Source organism: Corynebacterium sp. ACRPE, assembly GCF_022347435.1.
In the GTDB taxonomy this organism is placed as follows: Bacteria; Actinomycetota; Actinomycetes; order Mycobacteriales; family Mycobacteriaceae; genus Corynebacterium; species Corynebacterium tuberculostearicum_D.
Map to the genome: position 1 here is coordinate 1 of NZ_JAKRNA010000027.1, position 18,635 is coordinate 18,635.

The following is an 18,635-nucleotide window of genomic DNA, read 5'->3' on the forward strand; positions in this document are numbered from 1 at the left end:
CCCAGCCCTCTACGACAACGCTATCGACACCGACTACACCCACTCAATCGGCATTCAAAAAGGCCAAATCTAACCCCCGCGACACGCCGAGCCAGACACACATTTTGACCCTTAACCCTCTAGTAGGCCCATGGGTAAACACAGCTAAAACGCCTAAACACCGCCAAGCAGTTTAGCTTGGCGGTGTCTGTTTGCTCCTCCAACTGGGCTCGAACCAGTGACCCTTCGATTAACAGTCGAATGCTCTGCCAACTGAGCTATGGAGGAATAGCTGATGTACTTCGAACTTGCTGTTCTCTGTGCAACGAGAATTAACTATATAGGGAATGGACGGTTAGGTACAAATCGCCTGTAAGAAGCTAATAAACAGGCCTCTGCGAACGCGATATGGTTCTCCTTGAAAGATCGGCAAGACTTTCCCGCTGAGCCAGGCTTAAATTCCGTGTAGGGTATGGGTTTGAAAGTATTCGAGAAAGGTATTCATGCATTCTGAAAAGTCTCCTCAGACATTTGAAAAAGTTTGTGTGGTTGGATTGGGCTATATCGGATTGCCCACCGCTGCGTTCATTGCTTCCAAGGGAGTTCATGTCACCGGCGTTGATGTGAATTCTAAGTTCGTAGAGTCAATCAACAAAGGGGAAGTGCCTTTCTTTGAGCCAGGGTTCGATGTTCTTCTGAAGCGAGTTGTAGATGAAGGGTACTTGGTAGCCCAGACCGAACAGGTCGAAGCGGATGCATATATCGTCTGCGTTCCTACTCCTTTCAAGGAGGACCACAAGGTTGATACCAAGTTCATCAATTCCGCGGTTGAGGCTATGGCCCCGCACCTGCGTCCTGGTGCATTGGTTGTTTTGGAGTCTACTTCTCCTCCAGGAACTACAGAGGATATGGCGAACTACATCCTTGAACTTCGTCCTGACCTGTCTCTTGATGAAGACGACGAAAATGCAATTTTCGTAGCCCACTGTCCGGAGCGAGTTCTGCCGGGGCAGATTATGGAAGAGATGGAAAACAACGACCGCGTCATCGGTGGTTTGACCCCACGGGGTACACAGCTTGCTGTTGATTTGTATGGCACCTTCTGTACTGCTGAGTTGCTGCAGACCAATGCCACGACAGCTGAGATGGCCAAGCTCACCGAGAATTCCTTTAGGGACGTGAATATCGCATTCGCTAATGAGTTGTCGCTGATCAGTGACCGCTTGGGAATCGACGTGTGGGAACTTATCGAACTGGCTAACCATCATCCACGAGTAAATATCCTGCAACCCGGCCCTGGAGTTGGCGGCCATTGCATCGCAGTTGATCCTTGGTTCATCGTCTCCTCCGTTCCTGAAGAAGCGAAGATGATCAAGATGGCTCGAGACGTTAATGACGGAAAGCCAGCTTGGGTAATTAAGCAAGTTAAGGCTGCGCTTGAAGGCAAGGAGAGCTCCACGGTTGCGGCGCTTGGTATTGCCTTTAAGAACGATATCGACGATCTTCGAGAGTCCCCTTCGCTGAATATTGTGAAAGCGCTTGGCGAGGAGAATCCAGAGCTAGATATCCGAGTAGTCGAACCGAATGTTGCGGAGTTGCCTGATTCGCTTTCTTCGGTACCTAACCTGAAAAAGCAGGAACTAGAAACTGCAGTACAAGATGCAGATGTGGTTCTACTCTTGGTTAACCACAAGGAGTTTCTCCAGATGGACACTTCCCTGCTTGAGGGGAAGTCAGTCATCGACACTAAGGGTATCTGGCGCTCTTAATAGGAACGACTGGGAGGCGCCAAAATAGTTTGGTGCCTCCCAGTCTCTTTATAATGTTGAAGCACTCCCCAAGCCGCGTTCCTTTGAAACCGTGGCTTATACTGTTCTAATAGGCGCAAAATGGTCTTTGAGTAGACACTTTTGGTCAGGATATTAGTTCCTTTTTGGTCTGAGCGAAGGTGGGAGCCTTTCTTGAAAATTCTGGTGATATCGCAGTATTGGTATCCGGAAAATGGCGTACCTCAACGGCGTTGGACTTGGCTTTCAGAGCTACTTAGGGACGAATTTGCACTTGAAGTCATCGCTCCACCTCCGCACTATCGTAGGAATCTGAAGCTTCTAGCTTGGGTGAGACATGTTGTTGGACCTGGCTGGAAAGAATTAGAGCTTGGTCCCTCAGGTGAAAGAATTCATCGAACCTTTTTCATTCCAAGTGGAAATTCATTAACGCAGAAGGCGCTGAATCAGCTTACGGTTGCCATAGGCATGATGCTAAAACTGTCCGTTTTGAGTTTTGGCCGTTCTTCTAAAAAGCCAGATGTAATCATCGGTACTGTACCTGCATTGCCTACTGCCGTAGTTACTTATTTTGCGTCGAAGGTATTGCGTACTCCGTACGTAATTGATTTGCGCGACGCCTGGCCAGATCTTCTTTCTCAATCTGACCAGTGGAATAGAAGCGTCGGTTCCCGCTCGTTTCGAGAGTTACTCCTTTCGCATGGACCTCTACAAGGTGCTTCATGGTTGACAGACCGATCGGTTAACTGGGTTCTTGAACATTCGAGCGGAGTGATGGTGACCTCGAGCCATTTGGAGGAAAACCTAAGGAGTAGATTTTCCAATAGCGGCCGTGAAATACCCCTAGTAACTATCCGGAATGTGTTCCCCTCGCGGACTGATTTTGTACACCATTATGTGAGTGAAGATGGCAAGCGGGCTTTGAATGTCCTATATGCAGGGACCATCGGTCGAGCTCAAAACCTTGCCAATGCCGTTGAAGCGGCGAGGATAGCCGCTACCGCGGGCGTTGATGTTCATTTGAGATTTGTGGGTGCCGGGGCTGCGAAAGAAGCTTTGAGCGAAATGGCCGAGCAACTCAAGGTTCATGCCGAATTCTATTTTCGCCGGCCAGCTGATGCGCTCGATGAGCATTACAAATGGGCCGATACTGCGTTGGTGCATCTAACCGATTGGGAGCCTCTAGAGCGAGCCGTTCCTTCAAAAACTTATGAGTTAATGTCATCCGGCCTGCACATTTCCGGTGTAGTGGCGGGAGAAGCCGCGGAGATCATTGAAAGCTGCAATGCAGGTGAAGTTGTTCCTCCTGAGAAGCCCGAAGAGCTTGCCGCCCTGTGGGTACGGTTAGCGAAAGATACTGGACAACTACGTGTAGGAAGTCTCGGCAGAGAATGGGTCGAAAAAGAAAGAACTAAAATCGCCCCAGAAAAGCTTCACTCATTCATCCATCACGTTCTTGGAGATAGGTAGGATGTGGCTTCGTCCCTACTTTTCCCTTCCGTCAACCATCGTCAGCCTCTTGTGGGAAAATCCCGTCGAGTTCTGCCTTAAGGTACAGCAGCGGTTTGGGATTCGTCTTTGGGAGACCTCCCGAAAAGAAACTTCTGTGCCTTCTTGGAGTACCAAGGAACCGCGTAATTATGAATTGCCGGGACAAATTCATCGAAGCATGCGGAGCTCCGAAGATGAGCGGAAGGCAGTGCTGTATTTTGCAAATAATTCGATGCCCTATACACAATCGGGTTACACCGTGCGGACTCATGGGATGCTCAGGGCATATAACAAAACAAACTCAAGAAAGATAATTTGCGTTACCCGTCTTGGCTATCCTGTGGTCGTGGGCCGCATCCCAAGGTCTCAAGAGGATGTTCTCAGCGGTGTTACTTATCGTCGGATCATTCCGCGGTTTTTCTTTCCTAGCAGTCGGCTTCGTGCTCGAGAGGAAATTCGAGAACTGACGAAAATTGCTGAGTCAGAGCAGGTCGGAGTCATTCATACAACTACTGATTTTAGAAATGCATACGTAGCATCTCAGGTGGCGAAGCGGCTTTCGATTCCGTGGGTTTATGAAGTGAGGGGAGAGCGGGAGAATACGTGGCTAAGCCAGTTTGAAGCTGCGGAGAGAAACGCGGCTGCTGCGTCCGGATACTATAACTATGCCCACGAAAAAGAAAAGGAAGCGGTGGGGAAAGCGGGCAGTGCCATCTTTCTCAGTGAGGTGGCAAAAGAATATGCTGTTTCAAATGGAATTGACCCACGCCTGGCTTGGGTAATTCCGAATAGTCTGCCTGAAGGCGGTAAAGCCACGGAAGGCCATGATTCGGCCCAAAAGCTTGTTTCATCATTGCTCGATAACAACAAGATATATATCGGGACCGTGTCTAGTCTTGTGCACTACGAGGGCTTATCTATCGTTATACGGGCATTGCCCTACCTGCCAGTGGAAGTTAATGCTCTTTTTGTAGGTGATGGAACAGAGCGACGCCGACTTGAAGCACTCGCCAGATCATTGGGAGTACACGACAGGGTAGTTTTCGCTGGGAAGCAACCAACTGAATCGATAGGTGAGTGGTATCGTGCGCTTGACGTTTTCGTTGTACCACGAATTTCTAGCCTAGTTACTGCGAGGGTAACTCCAATCAAACCCCTAGAAGCCATGCGAGTAGGAATTCCAGTCTTGGCATCAGATCTCCCAGCACTTCATGAAGTCACTGGAGAATTTGCGGTCTATTTTGCACCCGAGCAATTGGAAGATTTTGTAAGAAAGATAAAGATGATTCTTGACGGCAACGTCGAGATAGACCAGGAACGAGTTGACCAGTGGCTGCGAACCAGAACTTGGGAATATAACGTGAAGAAACTAGAAGCGTTGTATAGCGAACTGACTGGAGGTAAGTAGATGAATTTTGAATACTATTTGACCACTGTTCGCAGTGGCCTTACTAAGGCAGTTCGAAATACAAAGGCGAATGGAATTCGCAATACTCGGCAGAAGGCATTCAGGCTATTAAATAACAAACTTGTTTTGAGGACTGCTCACGACCCACTACATGTAAAGCCACTTCCTCCAAGTTTTAAGAGCCAACGCTTTGGCTCTGTGAAAGTTGGAGTCATCATGGATGATTTTTCCCTCGAGGTATGGAGTGAAGAATTCCATACTATTCCCCTCGACCCAGAAAAATTTGAGTCACAACTGGCTGATGGGAATTCGCCGAAAATTGACCTTCTTTTCGTAGAGTCTTCTTGGAATGGAAACAACGGAAAGTGGAAATATCAACTCGCAGGACAGAACGCTCCCTCTGAAAAGCTGGGAGAGCTCGTTAGAGAATGCAAACGTTGGGGGATTCCGACGGCATTCTGGAATAAGGAGGATCCGCCTCATTTCCACGATTTCTTGGGAACAGCAAAGCTTTTCGACGTAGTTTTTACCACCGCCGAGGAAAAAATTCCTGAATATATCGAAGAATTAGGGCATGACAGGATTTATTGTCTGCCTTTTGCAGCCCAGCCAAAGCTGCATAATCCCATCCGGCTCAACGGCGATGAAAAGCCTGGAGATATTGCTTTTGCGGGTATGTATTTTAAGCACAAGTTCCGAGAGCGCAGGGAGCAGATGGACTTACTCTTGGGCGCCGCCGCAGCAGTGGCTCCGCGGATGCAGGCAGGATTGGCTATCTATTCGCGATATTCAGGTGGGGATGAGCGCTATCAGTTCCCCGCGCCATTTGATAAGTACGTAGTCGGCGGCTTGCCTTATAAGAAAATGGTGTCGGCATACCGCCAACACAAGGTATTTCTGAACGTTAACTCGGTTGTGAACAGCACTTCAATGTGCTCTAGGAGAGTCTTTGAAATTTTGGCTTCCGGAACTGTCGTTGTAAGTACCCCCAGCGCAGCGATACATCAATTTTTCAACAATGAAGAGCTACCAACAGTGAGCGATGGAGTCGAGGCGCAACACCTGCTGCGGGCTCTAGTGAATTCGAAAGAACTGCGTGACCGAATAGTTCATAAAGCGCAGCGGAAAATTTGGGCTCAGCACACTTATGAAAAGCGAGCAAAGTTTGTGCTTGAAAAGACACTTGGTTTCGCTAACGAGCAGACTGAAAAGCCGCGGATTTCAGTTATAAGTTCCACTAACCGGCCCAACCAAATTCGGCATTTGCTTGAACAAGTCGGGCGACAATGTGGTGTGGAAATTGAACTGTGCTTGGCACTTCACGGTTTTGATGAACAAGAAGTCGATCTTCCTCAACTGCAAGCGCAAAGTAATGTCCGAAATCTTAAAGTGGTGGAAGTTTCCTCCGCCGAGAGCCTGGGCAATTGTTTGAATCGCCTGGTTGAGCTTTCCATTGGGGACTTCATTGCGAAAATGGATGATGATGATGAATACGGCCGGCATTATCTTCTTGACCAGTACTATTCTCTGAAATACTCTGGGGCCGATCTTGTCGGCAAGCAAGCTGTGTATGTGTCCTTAGAGGAAAGCTCAATTATTGCGCTAAAAAACTCGGTAAAGGAACATCGTTGGACTGACTTCGTCGCTGGCCCAACCTTATTTGGCCCTCGTTCGACATTTGAAGCTCACCGTTTTGAAGATAGAACAAATGGCGAAGATTCTGCCTTCCTTTCTAGTCTTGTAAAGGCAGGAAAGCGCATCTATTCTGCGGATCGATTTAATTTCCTACAGGTCCGAGGAAAAACAAATCACACTTGGGGTTCTAAAGACCTAGAATTTTTAGCCAATAGCGAGGTAGTACTTTTTAATACCTTTAGAGATCATTTCGATTTCTGAGCGGAGCCCTTATTTAGGGCCCTTTCCGCTTCGTCGTCGAAGATTATCTTTGGCTCTTCGAATCTACTTCGCATCTTTTCGATGATGGCGTCTGCTTCTTCATCCTTCCCGGTCGCGGCGCGGTTGCCCCAGACTCGGTAAGATTTAGCAACTTGTTGAGCAGGCCCATCAGCAATCATTTCTCCCTCGTGAAGCCAAATTGCCCGTGAGCAATGTTCCTGAATAGTGGTAGCACCATGGGAGACCAAGAAGACGGTTCCGGCTGTGTCCAAGAAGTCGTTCATTCGCTCCTTGGCCTTTGCAGCGAATGTTGAGTCACCAGTCGATAGTGCCTCATCAATAAGGAGAATCTCCCGTTTGACTGACGTGGCAATCGCAAATTTCAAGCGAGCTGTCATACCCGATGAGTAGGTCTTTAGCGGTCTGTCAATGGCGTCTTCAAGGTCCGCCCATTCAATTACGCTAGGAATAAGCTCGTTAACTTCATCAGGTTGAAGGCCCATAGCCAGTAGACCTAGCTTCGTATTATCGCGACCCGACATTTGCCGTTGGAGAGCCGCAGACACACCTAACATAGTCGGTTTGGCGGAGACATAAACCTCTCCTCGAGAGGGAGATTCCGACCCCGCCATTAGGCGAATAAGGGTTGATTTTCCCGAGCCATTTTTTCCAAGAATGCCGATGGATTCGCCCGAATGGGCAACAAACGATGCTGACTCCAGTGCGCGAACTTCTCTCATCCGGCTTCGGAAAAGGCCTACGTTAGATCCGTTCTTAGAAACGAAATAAGACTTGCCAAGTTTTCTGGCAACAACTGTGGTCTTATTTGACACTCGCGTACCTTTCTTCAGCCTTCCAGAAGAATATAAACCCAATGATAAGCAGTCCAAAGCTCCAAGCAATCAAATGGATCCAGGAGGATAGATCAGGAAGCTTATTGTAAATAGTGACGTCCCTGCATGCTTGTAGGAAGATATAGCCTGGGTTGTTCTCCATTATCTTTTGCGCCGTAGGACTGCCGCTGAATCTTTCGATGGAGAAAAATACGCCTGAGGTGAAAAACAGTGCGCGACTGAGAATACCAACCAGCGCTTTTAAGTCCGGGATGAAGGCTGTTAACCGAGCGACAATGAAGATGACGCCCAAAATTAGTAAGTGGGCCAAAATATAAAGGGGGATAATGAAAAAGATCCTCCAAGTGGGGCCTTGAGGCCACTGGAAAACGAAAGATAGGGCAATTGAAATAATTGCAGGGGGAAGGTTATCTATGAACTGCTTAGTAACTAAGGCAATAGGAAGAGCGGCTTTCGGGAAAGAAAATGAGGATATAAGGCCGTAACTGTTTTGAATGAGTTTCGTACCGCTGTTTAAACCAGTTGTAATGAAGCCGAAGAAGATTACGCCAATCGTTAGGTATCCAAGAAAGTTATCGATTCCTCTTGAAGTCTTGAGGATGACACCGAAAATGAAAGCATAAATCATGACGTCGATAAGCGGCTGAATGATAATCCAGGCTCTACCGAGCAGTAAATCGCGAGATGACTTAAAGGCTTTGCTGCGCGCGTCGAAGTATATAAAGTGACGTAGCTTCCATAATTGGGAAACGTAATCTGAAAAGCGCGGGAGGGCGTTAATAGTCTCAAGGGGTTCGCGAGACACCAAGATTGCTGACTCTTTACCCTTTTCCAGTTCATTGCTCAGAACTAAGCTTTGTACATCTACTGAGCTGGAGGACTGGGCGTGTGTGCTCCTAGAACGGCGTCTAATCATGCGGTAACGAACTCCTGACCAAAACAACTTTCCTTACCATAGTACGAGTTAAGACAAGCAGTGCCTAGCAAAGCCATGCGCCGTAAAGCTATAGGTCTGTGTCATTGTTATATGCTGGGCGGTATGCAAGATTCGGCAGAGGCTTTTGACCTGTCTAAAGAGGCGTGGAGAGTTTTTGTATATGGAGGCTGCGTGAGCCGCGACACCGTGGCGTTCGCCGACCCCCATGCTTATAGTCTTGCGAAATATGTTGCGAGAAACTCTTTGCTTTCGGTGGGGACAGATGCGCGCGTTAACTTACCAGAGCTATCCCTCTCCAGTGCATTTCAGAAGAAGATGGTGGACTTAGATGCTTCCGGCAAGTTTTTACAAGAGCTCAGGAAAATGCGCGGTGTGGATGTGATCCTGTGGGACCTAAACATAGAGCGTTCTGGTGTCTGGCAATTCAGTGACGGGACGGTCGTTACTAACAGTGCAGAGCTTAAACGCGTCGAAGGAGTAGCACCGGTCCTAGAAGACGCGAGATTCATTGCTTTTGGTTCAGAAGAGCATTACGCACGGTGGTGTGCAGCAGCGACGATGTTCGTCGCGATTCTGCAGGAATTAGAACTCAAGGAACGACTCTTGGTGTTAGCCCCAGAGTGGGCTGTTAGAGATACTCACGGTAAAAAGAATAAGAAGGTTGCTGGAAAATCTATTGAGTTCTACAACGATGTCTTTTCAACTTACTTGGCCCACCTTGAAACCCTTGGCATTAGGATTGTGCGCATAGCTAATACGATCAGTGACCCGGAGCATAAATGGGGTAGCGCCCCGTTTCATTATGAAAAGGGGCTGTACCAGGAGCTCGACAAGGAAATCCGGAGTTTTGCCCGAAAGAAGAACCCCTTCGACCGGTAAGTTGGCGATTTTGAGGAGCAGCCAGCGCATGTCCTAAGAGGATGTCGTCTGAAATCCGAGACCAGCTTCTAGATCAATTTCAGTTTCTTGGTCGTCCGATATATCCCACCTTGCCAAGCGTAGGCGAAAACCGGTTACCGACGGTGGAAGGCTCAAGTCTGAAACCGCCGTGGTTTGATTGGGGGCAAGGCTTTCCACGTAGTGGAAAAAGGAGCCTAAGCTCGGTGACCAACCAAGCGAAACATCATTGGGTGCGAGTTTTTCGTGAGTTGAATGGAGGTCAAAAAGAAGCACTAAGTCCTTGTGATTCAGGGCCTTGGTTGAACGCAGCTTCACGGTGCAGGATTTCAACTGGTTAGTAAAAGAAAAACTTTCATCAAAAAGAACTTCCATTTTTCTTCTTGGTAACCTAGCTCGCGCAAAGGATGGCTTCGTTCTAGAGCTGGAGAGTTCAACTTGGAGTCCGTTTCCTGAGGGGGAGTTCTGCTGGTCCGCGAAGATCAATTCTTCGACAATTCTTTCCAGTGAGCTATTGGTGAGTAGCCTGTCTGAGGGCTGAACAGTGAAGGACACATGTTTCAGATCGACGCTCAACGGGGTAGTCTCCAAAAATGGAGCCAGCATCGCCTTCTTGTACTCAAAATCACTGCGGTTTGTAAACACCCACAAGCGCTGTGAGTAGCTTTCTGGAAGTACCGCTGCGGCACAGTCTAAATCTGACTCTTTAGGGTTGAGTGAATCTACATAGTCGTCCCAGCCTTGGAGGTGGTGACGCGTAAGACTGGGCTCTATAGCTATGATGCGAGAATTGTTGACCGCTCCGTATCTTATCGCGGCGAAACCACTGGAGAGCTCTCCAAAAGTCAGGACCTCGCTTTCTTCTCCTATACGGCTCAGAATTGAATTGATGCTTGATTCAAGGTTCGGGCAAAATTCTGTGGATTCAAACCAGGTATGACTGAGACCGGCGTCTGCCAAAAGGTTTGGGTCCGATATAAGCAAGATGTTGCACTTAAGCCTCGGAAAAGTGGAATCATCCTGCCAGCCAGGAAGCCTGAAATATCCGGCTGGTGCCGGCAAGAACCGAACCAGAGTTTGCGAGGAATCCCTAAAACTCCAATGCATTCGAAGTGGAATTCCTTTTTCCAGTTCCACTTCGATATCCCCGGTGTCTTTGGTGAAATTCCAATTAGACAAGAAGTCTGAGACGGACGAGAAGGTGTGGCTCGGCTCTGTAGAAAATGTTCGTTGAAAAGTCTGGTTCATCGAATTGAAAGAGGGAATTAGTAAATCTGGCTGCGTCACACACAAGGTACGGGTGACGCAGCCAGATCGGGCTACTTACTTCTTCAGCGCGCGGGCCTTACCCATGATTCGTTGGATTTCAGGGTTCGAGTCCTCCGATAATCCGTAGATGCCATTAATCTCCTCGATGAGGTCAATGCATTCATCAAGGTCATCGGGATCAACGTTCTCTAGTTTCTTTACATACCAATGCTCTAGGAACTGGGTGAAGCGATCCTCCTGGTATGCACGAAGCAGACCAACCTCCTCTAACCACTTAGCTCTATCCTCTTCTAGAGGGAGGTATTTCCTGTAATACTTCGGCGAAATTGCATTAACCGTAGATGTAGAAATTTCGGCATAGTAGATATGTGCTGCACGACTGGTGATTGAAACCTTCCTTGCGTAGTACAGCATTTGTTGGAAGAAGTAAGAATCTTGCCCAACTGCGCCCTCTGGCTGTTCAAGGTTGAGGGACTTCAACCAAGCAGTATCGGCTACAAGGGCCTGGATACTCATCGGCTTGAAGCCGAGCTTCTCAAGGAGATCGGCGTTATTTCCGTCTAGAGCAGCGCTCTTCGCCATTGCCTTTTTGAGTTCTTTGGAATTATTGATGCGGTTACGCTTTCCTTTGAAGCGGACCATGTTTCCAATAGCAAAGTCAGCGCCGGTGTCTTTTACTCGGTCCAGCAACCTAATATAGGTGTCATTGACCTGTTCGTTGTCTGGGTCGAGATACGTCACGTAAGGAGTTTGGGTTAGCTCCAGTCCTTTGTTACGAGGACGCGAGGCGCTACCTGAGCCTCCAGGAGGGAACCTGAATACCTCAACGTTAGGCTTCGTCTTCTCCAAAAGGCTCAAAGTAGCCTGTGTTTTGGGGTCTGTGGAGCCGTCGTCGACAATAATTACCTTCGCTAGTTTGTTAATGCTGCTTCGGAAAATGGATTGGCAACATTTATGGATTAAGTGTTTGCCGTTATTGTAGGCGGGAACAATTACTGAAAGCTCAGCCTCCTGGTGGGTCTCCTCTGCTCCACTGGTGCTGGTGAAACTTGACTTGATGGTCATTGACGTTTCAACAGTGGCATCGTCCACCATTTCTCCGGCCTTGATCCAGTAAGCAGTAGCTGGTTTTGAGATGCCATTGCCGTGGGTCGTAGGCTCGTAAGCTTCGGCTTCTGAGTCGAAAGCCGTGATGTAAAGCGCGTCCGGTGCTGAGTAACGGTATGCAGCTACGGCATCATTAATGATGTCAGGGCCGAAGGTCTCGAGTCGATTGGCGAAGATAACTAGGTCACCGTGTTCGGAACCCTTAATGTTCGAGGCCTCGCTTGAGGGGACGTAAGTGCACTCAAAATCAGATGCTTGCGCCTGTTGGAATTGCTCGAATTCGGCTTGGCTGTCTGCAACAACGAGAATCCGGTGGTCGTCCGTGGGGGTGCTGATGCCTACGGAATTTAAAATCTTGTCAACCCTGTCGAAGGCAGTGTCGTGAAGGAAGACTTCACGAATTCCCTCGACCTGGCAGTACCTGAGGTAGTCATCGCTCAGGGTCTCGAGGAACTGTTGTGTGTCGAGTTCGGTATCCATTATGGCTACCGAAGGATAACGCGTATTGACGCCCGCACTGTAGTTTGAAATCAGCAGCGTTCCCATTGCGAGAAGTTCAACGACTCGGTTCGCGAACATCGTCTGGCTACCCATAACAGAATTTAGATTGAAAGCCAGAGGAAGAAGCTTCTGCAGACGGAGCAGCTGATCGTGGGGTAGCGGGCGGTGAAGATTAGCTACAAAGCGGTCGGGGAACATGTACTTTTCCAAATTCTTAAAAGACTTTGGATCAAGATCCAGGTTCCTGTCGACAACATACAAAGGCAGTCCTGCGCGAAGTGCTCCGTCAAACATCTTCTCAGTACTTGCAGCACGAGAAGGATACTTGTGGCTCATCCATGATCCGGCGAAAACCATCTCACGTCCCAAATGGCGCATGGAGCCTAGCGGGTTGTGGATTTTGTAATTTACTCCGAACCGCAATGGCTCAACAGGAATATCATCTGGAATATCTTTCCTGTACTTGGGAATAACCTCTTCGGCAGAAGTGAAAACGTGATCTGCAAGACGGGCCATGCTTACAAAGGACTCATAGTTCGGTGGGTCTTCTTTGGAATAGAAGACCACAGGTATTCCTTGATCCTTCGCGAACGGGATGATTGTCTTTTCTAAGAGCTCTCGCTTTCCTGAGGTCCTGCGCGGTAGATTAACCCACTCTTCATTCAGTCCGCGCCAAGCAGATACGACTAAGAGGACGTCAGTCTGAGGAATGGCTTCGCGAAAGTTCTCGGGTGTGATCGGGATGAAATCAGCAGCTACTTCAAGTGACTCATAGAGAAAGCGGTCGGCGATGATTCCGATCTTCGCTTCTCGCTTGGTGTTCCAATTTTGTGCGGTGGCCTTTGGTAGCTCTTCTGCTTCCACAAGGAGCTTCTGCATAGCGGAAGCGTTATCTTCTTCGAATTTTGAAAATTCACGAAGGTAGTCGTTGCGTTTAATAATCGGTTTGACCAGCGGGCCTATACCCGTCAGGTAATTGCGAAACATCGGAGTTTGGCTGGACTTGCCAAAGCTCTCGGCACGGACCTGGCCGACGTCAGCTTTTTTCTTTACTTTTCGTAGGCGCTTGTGCTCAGCTTGAATCTCTTCTTTACGCATTCTTTCCCTTCCCGAGGGGGAGTCCTTCTTTTAACTTCCAGTAACGGCGTTGAAGCTTTAGTGCCTTTGTGCTCTCGAGCGTCTCAACGCGTTGTTTGAGGAATGAAATCTCTTTCTGCTGTTTCTCGATGGCATCGAGGAGCTTGCCGCTGCGGTCGGCTTCCGCGGCTAAGTCTTTGTAAGTTGTCGACAGCTCAGTCGAGAGTGAATTGATGACTTCGAGAGCTCGTTTCGCGACATCGTCGTTAGTGAAAGGAGTTTGGTTCATAAACAAGTGCCTTTAGCCGTTGAAACGGTTAACCGAGGTGAAAGTTACAGATTCAACATACCAGAGTGACGGCTACGGAAGACTGAAGTAGACTAAGTCATTACTGCGGAGTCGAGCTCGTTCAGCTTTGACCCGCCTTGCTGTCTATCAGCCATTTCGTAAATGCTCACCACCTCGTCACCTTGTGGAGGAAAGTTTGTCTGTCCAGGAAACTCCAATCGTTGCTGTAACACGGTGCGGAATCGGTGTCTTTGATAAGAAATGGTGGGCAGCTCGTCTGCAATTATTGAAAGCGATTACGGTACCAAGTTTGTCTCGCTTCAGGGGGCGGAATTTCCATTGGTACATCGTTCTAGATAGTGCAATCCCTACCCAAGTTTATGAGGAATTGCATTCTATCGTGTCCGACGGAGCTCAGGACTTTGTCCGATTTGTCTTCGTGGAAAGTAACTCTCAAACAAGAGATGCAATCATGAACGCTGCGAAAGCCTTAGTGCCGCCGTCAAAAAGGGTCGCAGTACTTCGAATTGACGATGATGATGCAATCGCTGCCGATTTCTTTGACAACGTTTTTAATGAGATTGCAAAGGAACCTGACCAGCCTGCCGTAGTTTCTATGGCCAAGGGATTTGCGCTGAATGCTCCAGACCAAGAAGTAGGTAATCTGACCTATGCATCGCACCCGTGCAATACGGTGTTTTATGGGAAACTGACCGAACTTGACAAGGTCATGTTCCAGAATCATGTCAAGTGGCTCTCGGTCGCAAAGCGCCTTGGATATAGGTCAGTAGCATCGGATGTTGGAAGCCCACAGTTTCTGTACACCTACCATAAACAAGCTGACGGTTCGTATGAGAAGCGAGTAGGCGGCATTGATGCCTGGAGAAAGATTTCTGCAGCAGATGTGGAGCGATTCGGCATCGACCTCGAAGCTTTGCGAGAGTGGGTGGAACTTCAAGCCTCCATGCCCGCAACTATCGGCCTGACATGGCGCCGAGCTCAGGGCGAGCTGTGGAAGATGGAACAGCTCAAGACTTCAATGAAGCAGCTGAAGCGGGAAATCGTAAAGACTAATTCCTCCATTTTTGATCCGACTGTTCCGTTTCTTTATGTGTATCAGCCCATGCACAAAGCAAAGGTGAAGGCAGGACGCATCAAATTTACTGGCCTAACGAATAATGGAGCGGCGGTTTCTCTGCACGTCACCGGCAAGACCGGAATTTACCGTGAAATGGCTAGCGTGAAACTTGATGCTGCTTCTGGAGATTTTGCGTTAATTGGAAATTTCAACGTGGGTGAATGGAACATTCGAATCATTTCGGAATTTGAATCCGAAAAGGGTAAGCAGCGTAAACAACTTGATTACAAAATTCATGCGCGTTGATTAGTGCCGCCCAGGTACTGCAATTACCTACCAACCCACCTAATGTGGGCCCTCAATCCAACAGCAGGGGGAGGCAAAAATGCTGCAAGTATACCCCGCATACTTGTATCCCTGACGCTTACCGTAAAGTAGCCTGTGAAGGAAAGGAAGTTGTTTATGAAGACCTTGGTGACCGGCGGCGCGGGCTTTATCGGCTCGCATCTCGTGGATTTGCTTGTGGAAAATGGGCATGAGGTCGTCGTGTTAGACAACTTTTCCCATGGCCGCATGAAAAACTTGGTAGACGCGCAGGCGTCGGGAAAGGTTGTAGTCGTTGAGGACGATATTCGGACGGTCGACTTTCCTGCTTTGTTCAAAGAACACCAGCCTGAAGTGATCTTTTCGCTGGCAGCACAAATTGATGTGAGGAAGTCGGTCGCAGAACCACTCACAGACGCGGATTCTAATATTTCCGCCGTAATTAGAATGGCAACGGCCGCGAAGGACTGCGGCGTGCGTCGAATTGTGCATACCTCATCGGGAGGGGCTATCTACGGTGAACCTGATTCCTTCCCCGTTTCTGAAAAGACCCCAGTAGACCCAAAGTCTCCTTACGCGGTCTCCAAAGTAGCCGGTGAACTCTATCTAAAGTCTTTTAGCTATCTCTATGGCCTTGAAACGGCATTCATAGCACCTGCAAATGTGTACGGACCAAGGCAAGATCCACATGGAGAAGCTGGAGTAGTAGCTATTTTTTCCCAAAAGCTCTTGGAAGGCGCAGAAACTTTCGCTTTTGGTAAAGGAGACAATACTAGGGATTACGTCTTTGTAAAGGACGTCGCACGGGCTTTTATCCTTGCAGCCCAACAAGGAGTTGACGGTACGCGGTACAACATTGGCACGGGTCGTGAAACGTCTGACCTAGCCTTGCATCAACTCATTGCTGCCGAAGTAGGCGTGGCGGCTGAACCAACGATGCTTCCAGCTCGCCTAGGTGACCTCCCCAGGTCATCATTAGACTCGAGCTTGGCGGATGCGGAGTTAGGTTGGAAACCAGACTTTGAGCTTGAGCAGGGGCTGGCTGAAACCGTTTCGTATTTCCGGGCACGGCGCTGCTAGACCCACACTAGTGCCTTTCCTAGCAGCTTTCCCTCCGCTTCCTTAGTCAGCGACTTACTTTCTAAAAGGATATACTTTTCCCTATGCAAAATCGGCCAAATGTCATTTTCCCCAGTGAGTTTAAGGAGTTCTCGCTGGCTCTAGCAACACCTTTTGAGTATCAATACCGAGACTTCGTTGCTACTTTTGCTTTCTTCGATTCTGAAGGCAAGCGGTTGGAACCAGAAGAAGTCAGCGCATCTTGGTCTCCAAAGCTAGGCGGCAGTTTTCGCTACTTGAAGTCTGGCGAACCCGGTAAACAGTCGGAAGTAATAAAGCCAATCATGTTAAATGCTCCAGCACGTTCCGCAGTAGTAGAGATCTCCCCTTGGAAAGAGAAGGATAAGGAGTTGGCCCGGAGAGTTCAGGATTCGCTACTGGTAACTGTGAAAGACGATGAACTTGGTTTGACCTGGACCAAAAGGATTAAGGACTAATGAGCGTATCGGTAGTACTAAATTCTCTGCCCTCCGAAAGGAAATTGTGGCATCCTTTCATTGAGCACTTGCGTGGGATCCCAGGAATAGCGGAATGTAAGCTTTCGCTTCCTGCAGCCGGCTCGATAGATAATGAAGAGGAATTGGATGAGCTATTCGCACTTCGGGACGAGTTTTTCACGGTTTGGCAACCAGTTGAGGAATATAACGTAGCCCAACGCCTTAACTTGATTGCCGCGGAGGCTGCAGAAGAAACACTTCTATTCTTGGAAAAGCCATTTTGGTTGAGGATACCGACTGGCGCAGAAACTACTTGGTATCAGCTTCGTAGTGAGCGAGGTATCAGACCTATTAGCCGCTATGTAGCGAATCGCAATTCCGAACAAGTTGGCCCCGAACTCGCTTCGGCTCTTCCATTTTCTAGCGAGCGACTAGGCCAGGCGTTCCTCATTCAGAAGAAGCATTTCTTGGAAATGCGTGGCTATGATGAAAATGAGCAGTTCTGTGATGCCTTGGGCTTCGATTTCTTTCTTCGCCAAAAGCGGGGTGGCTTTGACTTTGAAAAGCCGGCTCAAGACATTGCAACGATCGTGCCACGGGATGAGCTTCGAGAAGACTCAGTGTCAGAAGCACAGGCCAAAAGCATAGCGCTGGCAAACCATACTCTTTACCGGAATCTCGAAGAGTGGTCAGTGCCAAGGGAACTTAGAAAGCCACTTATTACAGTGGCTATCGCGACCAAGGACCGACAGGAGATGCTAGTAGAAAGCATCAATTCGGTTCGGTACCAGAGCTTTCAAGAATTTGAAATTGTGGTTGTCGATGATGGCTCCGAAGATCAGGACAATGTGAAGAATTTGGTAGAGGAACTGGGGGACCCTCGGATCAAGTTTGTCGCTCATGCAGAAAGCCTAGGAGTTGCCGCCGCTAGGAATACAGCGGCACAACACTCAAACTGCTTGTTAACGGCAGTCCATGATGACGACGATCTAATGCTCCCAGATAGGTTGTTAGATGGCATCGCTCCGTTGAGCGACACGGTAGATGCTACATATGGCAGTTGGATAAACTTTGACGACGCTACCGGTGAACTGCGTGGATTTCTTACCCGCACCGGATTTAACGAGAAGATGATTGCTTTTAATGGTGCCGGTCCGGGACACAGCACGTGGACGGTTCCAACATGGCTGATTAAGCAATTCGGCTATGATGAACGGCTGACTTCATCGGTAGACCATGAGCTCGCTTCTCGTTTAATGAACTCTGGCGTGCGCTGGCTTCACGTCCAGAAGTTTATGTATTTGCGTCGTGTACACGATCTTCAAATCACCGCACAAGATACGGATAACCAGAAGGCCGGTCACACCCTTTCAAAACTGGCCAATCGGTTCCTAACCTCTCGGCGTGGATATGAACAGATGGCGGCTCTGGGTAAAGGTAATAAATATCCCTCGACCCCGGGCACGGGTAACCTGCATGCCAATTTCGGCGGTTACCTTCCTGATCACCTCGTTAAACGGGATCTTGTCTTCACTGGCAATACGGTGACTAAGTCTCGTGCCGCTGATATGCCAGACCGAGTCACTACGATTCTTACTGGACGAGATTTGCAAACCGGAAAGTCTCTTTTCGAAGAGGCAAGGCTTGAAGATGTCTCTCAGGAAGATTTGGTTCAACTGAGGGAAATAGGCGTTAAGAATTTTGTAGTTAAGCCGTCAATGGTTCCGTCTGAAGAAGATGAAGCCGAAAAGTTAATTTCCCCAGAAGATTTCGAGATCATGCAACGGGAAGTAGCGGCTCGGGTTCGCAAGGCCGTGTTGGGGCGCCTTGTCCATATGGCGGAGAAGTCCAAGCAATTGGACAATAAGTTGCACTATGTGGTCGTTTACCTCGATGAAGATGCATGGATTTCTGAGGACGAGCTGCAAGCTGAAAATCAGAAGCTGCTGAGGCGGGTTATCGGCACAGGTGAATTCGGCTTTAGCACGACCATGTATTTGGTCGGTTATGGAACATCCTGTGAAGCAGTCCAAGCGCTCGGAGAATTTACGGATCGCTTTAATGAAGCGGAAATTCTTCTGCTTAATGAGGATCCAAAGGAATTCCTCCCGTCTTTCCAAGCAACACGTGAGCTGGAAGCGGTGGCTGCTTCCATTGATGATTCCGGATTGGCAGGTATGTAGCG

Annotated in this window: 14 protein-coding genes and 1 tRNA gene; 9 read left to right on the plus strand and 6 right to left on the minus strand. The window is 48.6% G+C overall.

Going from position 1 to position 18,635, the window contains the following annotated elements; all coding sequences use genetic code 11:
* Positions 1-194 precede the first annotated feature (194 nt).
* Positions 195-267: transfer RNA gene (locus tag MHY13_RS10525), tRNA-Asn, on the minus strand.
* Positions 268-482: 215 nt separating this feature from the next.
* Here MHY13_RS10525 and wecC point away from each other — a divergent pair.
* From wecC to MHY13_RS10545, 4 genes are all read left to right on the plus strand, one after another.
* The gene (gene wecC, locus MHY13_RS10530) at positions 483-1,748 is read left to right on the plus strand and encodes a UDP-N-acetyl-D-mannosamine dehydrogenase (protein WP_239283061.1); all 1,266 of its coding nucleotides are present in this window, start codon (positions 483-485) and stop codon (positions 1,746-1,748) included.
* Between the two features lie 192 nt (positions 1,749-1,940).
* The gene (locus MHY13_RS10535; protein ID WP_239283062.1) at positions 1,941-3,236 is read left to right on the plus strand and encodes a glycosyltransferase family 4 protein; all 1,296 of its coding nucleotides are present in this window, start codon (positions 1,941-1,943) and stop codon (positions 3,234-3,236) included.
* Positions 3,237-3,435: 199 nt separating this feature from the next.
* Positions 3,436-4,665 (plus strand): glycosyltransferase family 4 protein, encoded by a 1,230-nt coding sequence (locus MHY13_RS10540; RefSeq protein ID WP_239283063.1) that lies wholly within the window; start codon positions 3,436-3,438, stop codon positions 4,663-4,665.
* A 216-nt stretch (positions 4,666-4,881) separates the two neighbouring features.
* Positions 4,882-6,561 (plus strand): glycosyltransferase, encoded by a 1,680-nt coding sequence (locus MHY13_RS10545; RefSeq protein WP_239283064.1) that lies wholly within the window; start codon positions 4,882-4,884, stop codon positions 6,559-6,561.
* Here the strand turns inward: MHY13_RS10545 and MHY13_RS10550 are convergent.
* Complete coding sequence (locus tag MHY13_RS10550; protein WP_239283065.1) at positions 6,546-7,394, minus strand: ABC transporter ATP-binding protein; 849 nt, start codon at positions 7,392-7,394, stop codon at positions 6,546-6,548. The two genes, MHY13_RS10545 and MHY13_RS10550, sit on opposite strands and share 16 nt — an antisense overlap.
* On the minus strand, positions 7,384-8,331 hold the full coding sequence (locus tag MHY13_RS10555; RefSeq protein ID WP_239283066.1) for an ABC transporter permease: 948 nt from the start codon (positions 8,329-8,331) through the stop codon (positions 7,384-7,386). Before MHY13_RS10555 ends, MHY13_RS10550 begins: the two co-directional genes overlap by 11 nt.
* Positions 8,332-8,454: 123 nt before the next feature.
* Between MHY13_RS10555 and MHY13_RS10560 the strand changes: the two genes are divergently transcribed.
* Positions 8,455-9,231, plus strand: a complete 777-nt coding sequence (locus MHY13_RS10560; RefSeq protein WP_239283067.1) for a DUF6270 domain-containing protein — start codon at positions 8,455-8,457, stop codon at positions 9,229-9,231.
* 33 nt (positions 9,232-9,264) lie between these two features.
* Here the strand turns inward: MHY13_RS10560 and MHY13_RS10565 are convergent, their stop codons facing one another.
* The 3 genes from MHY13_RS10565 to MHY13_RS10575 are packed head-to-tail and all read right to left on the minus strand — an operon-like array spanning position 9,265 to position 13,492.
* Positions 9,265-10,536 carry a hypothetical protein gene (locus tag MHY13_RS10565; protein WP_239283068.1) on the minus strand — a complete coding sequence of 424 codons (1,272 nt, stop codon included), beginning with the start codon at positions 10,534-10,536 and terminating at the stop codon, positions 9,265-9,267.
* Between the two features lie 36 nt (positions 10,537-10,572).
* Entirely contained in the window at positions 10,573-13,224 is a 2,652-nt protein-coding gene (locus tag MHY13_RS10570) for a glycosyltransferase family 2 protein (protein WP_239283069.1), read from the minus strand.
* Complete coding sequence (locus MHY13_RS10575; protein ID WP_005324271.1) at positions 13,217-13,492, minus strand: hypothetical protein; 276 nt, start codon at positions 13,490-13,492, stop codon at positions 13,217-13,219. The genes MHY13_RS10570 and MHY13_RS10575 overlap by 8 nt, the downstream gene beginning before the upstream one ends.
* 196 nt (positions 13,493-13,688) lie before the next feature.
* Here MHY13_RS10575 and MHY13_RS10580 point away from each other — a divergent pair, with 196 nt between their 5' ends.
* The 4 genes from MHY13_RS10580 to MHY13_RS10595 all read left to right on the plus strand — a co-directional run bounded on the left by MHY13_RS10580 (position 13,689) and on the right by MHY13_RS10595 (position 18,633).
* Positions 13,689-14,876 carry a glycosyltransferase gene (locus MHY13_RS10580; RefSeq protein ID WP_239283070.1) on the plus strand — a complete coding sequence of 396 codons (1,188 nt, stop codon included), beginning with the start codon at positions 13,689-13,691 and terminating at the stop codon, positions 14,874-14,876.
* Between the two features lie 156 nt (positions 14,877-15,032).
* Positions 15,033-15,974, plus strand: a complete 942-nt coding sequence (locus MHY13_RS10585; protein WP_239283071.1) for an NAD-dependent epimerase/dehydratase family protein — start codon at positions 15,033-15,035, stop codon at positions 15,972-15,974.
* Between the two features lie 83 nt (positions 15,975-16,057).
* Positions 16,058-16,450, plus strand: a complete 393-nt coding sequence (locus MHY13_RS10590) for a hypothetical protein (RefSeq protein WP_239283072.1) — start codon at positions 16,058-16,060, stop codon at positions 16,448-16,450.
* Positions 16,450-18,633 (plus strand): glycosyltransferase family 2 protein, encoded by a 2,184-nt coding sequence (locus tag MHY13_RS10595; RefSeq protein WP_239283073.1) that lies wholly within the window; start codon positions 16,450-16,452, stop codon positions 18,631-18,633. Before MHY13_RS10590 ends, MHY13_RS10595 begins: the two co-directional genes overlap by 1 nt.
* Positions 18,634-18,635: the final 2 nt, after the last annotated feature.

Excerpts from the sequence above, each read along its gene's own strand:
- MHY13_RS10555 (WP_239283066.1), bottom strand. The coding sequence starts at position 8,331 with ATGATTAGACGCCGTTCTAGGAGCACACACGCCCAGTCCTCCAGCTCA.
- wecC (WP_239283061.1), top strand. The coding sequence starts at position 483 with ATGCATTCTGAAAAGTCTCCTCAGACATTTGAAAAAGTTTGTGTGGTT.
- MHY13_RS10560 (WP_239283067.1), top strand. The coding sequence starts at position 8,455 with ATGCAAGATTCGGCAGAGGCTTTTGACCTGTCTAAAGAGGCGTGGAGA.
- MHY13_RS10575 (WP_005324271.1), bottom strand. The coding sequence starts at position 13,492 with ATGAACCAAACTCCTTTCACTAACGACGATGTCGCGAAACGAGCTCTC.
- MHY13_RS10585 (WP_239283071.1), top strand. The coding sequence starts at position 15,033 with ATGAAGACCTTGGTGACCGGCGGCGCGGGCTTTATCGGCTCGCATCTC.
- MHY13_RS10540 (WP_239283063.1), top strand. The coding sequence starts at position 3,436 with ATGCGGAGCTCCGAAGATGAGCGGAAGGCAGTGCTGTATTTTGCAAAT.
- MHY13_RS10595 (WP_239283073.1), top strand. The coding sequence starts at position 16,450 with ATGAGCGTATCGGTAGTACTAAATTCTCTGCCCTCCGAAAGGAAATTG.
- MHY13_RS10545 (WP_239283064.1), top strand. The coding sequence starts at position 4,882 with ATGGATGATTTTTCCCTCGAGGTATGGAGTGAAGAATTCCATACTATT.
- MHY13_RS10590 (WP_239283072.1), top strand. The coding sequence starts at position 16,058 with ATGCAAAATCGGCCAAATGTCATTTTCCCCAGTGAGTTTAAGGAGTTC.
- MHY13_RS10570 (WP_239283069.1), bottom strand. The coding sequence starts at position 13,224 with ATGCGTAAAGAAGAGATTCAAGCTGAGCACAAGCGCCTACGAAAAGTA.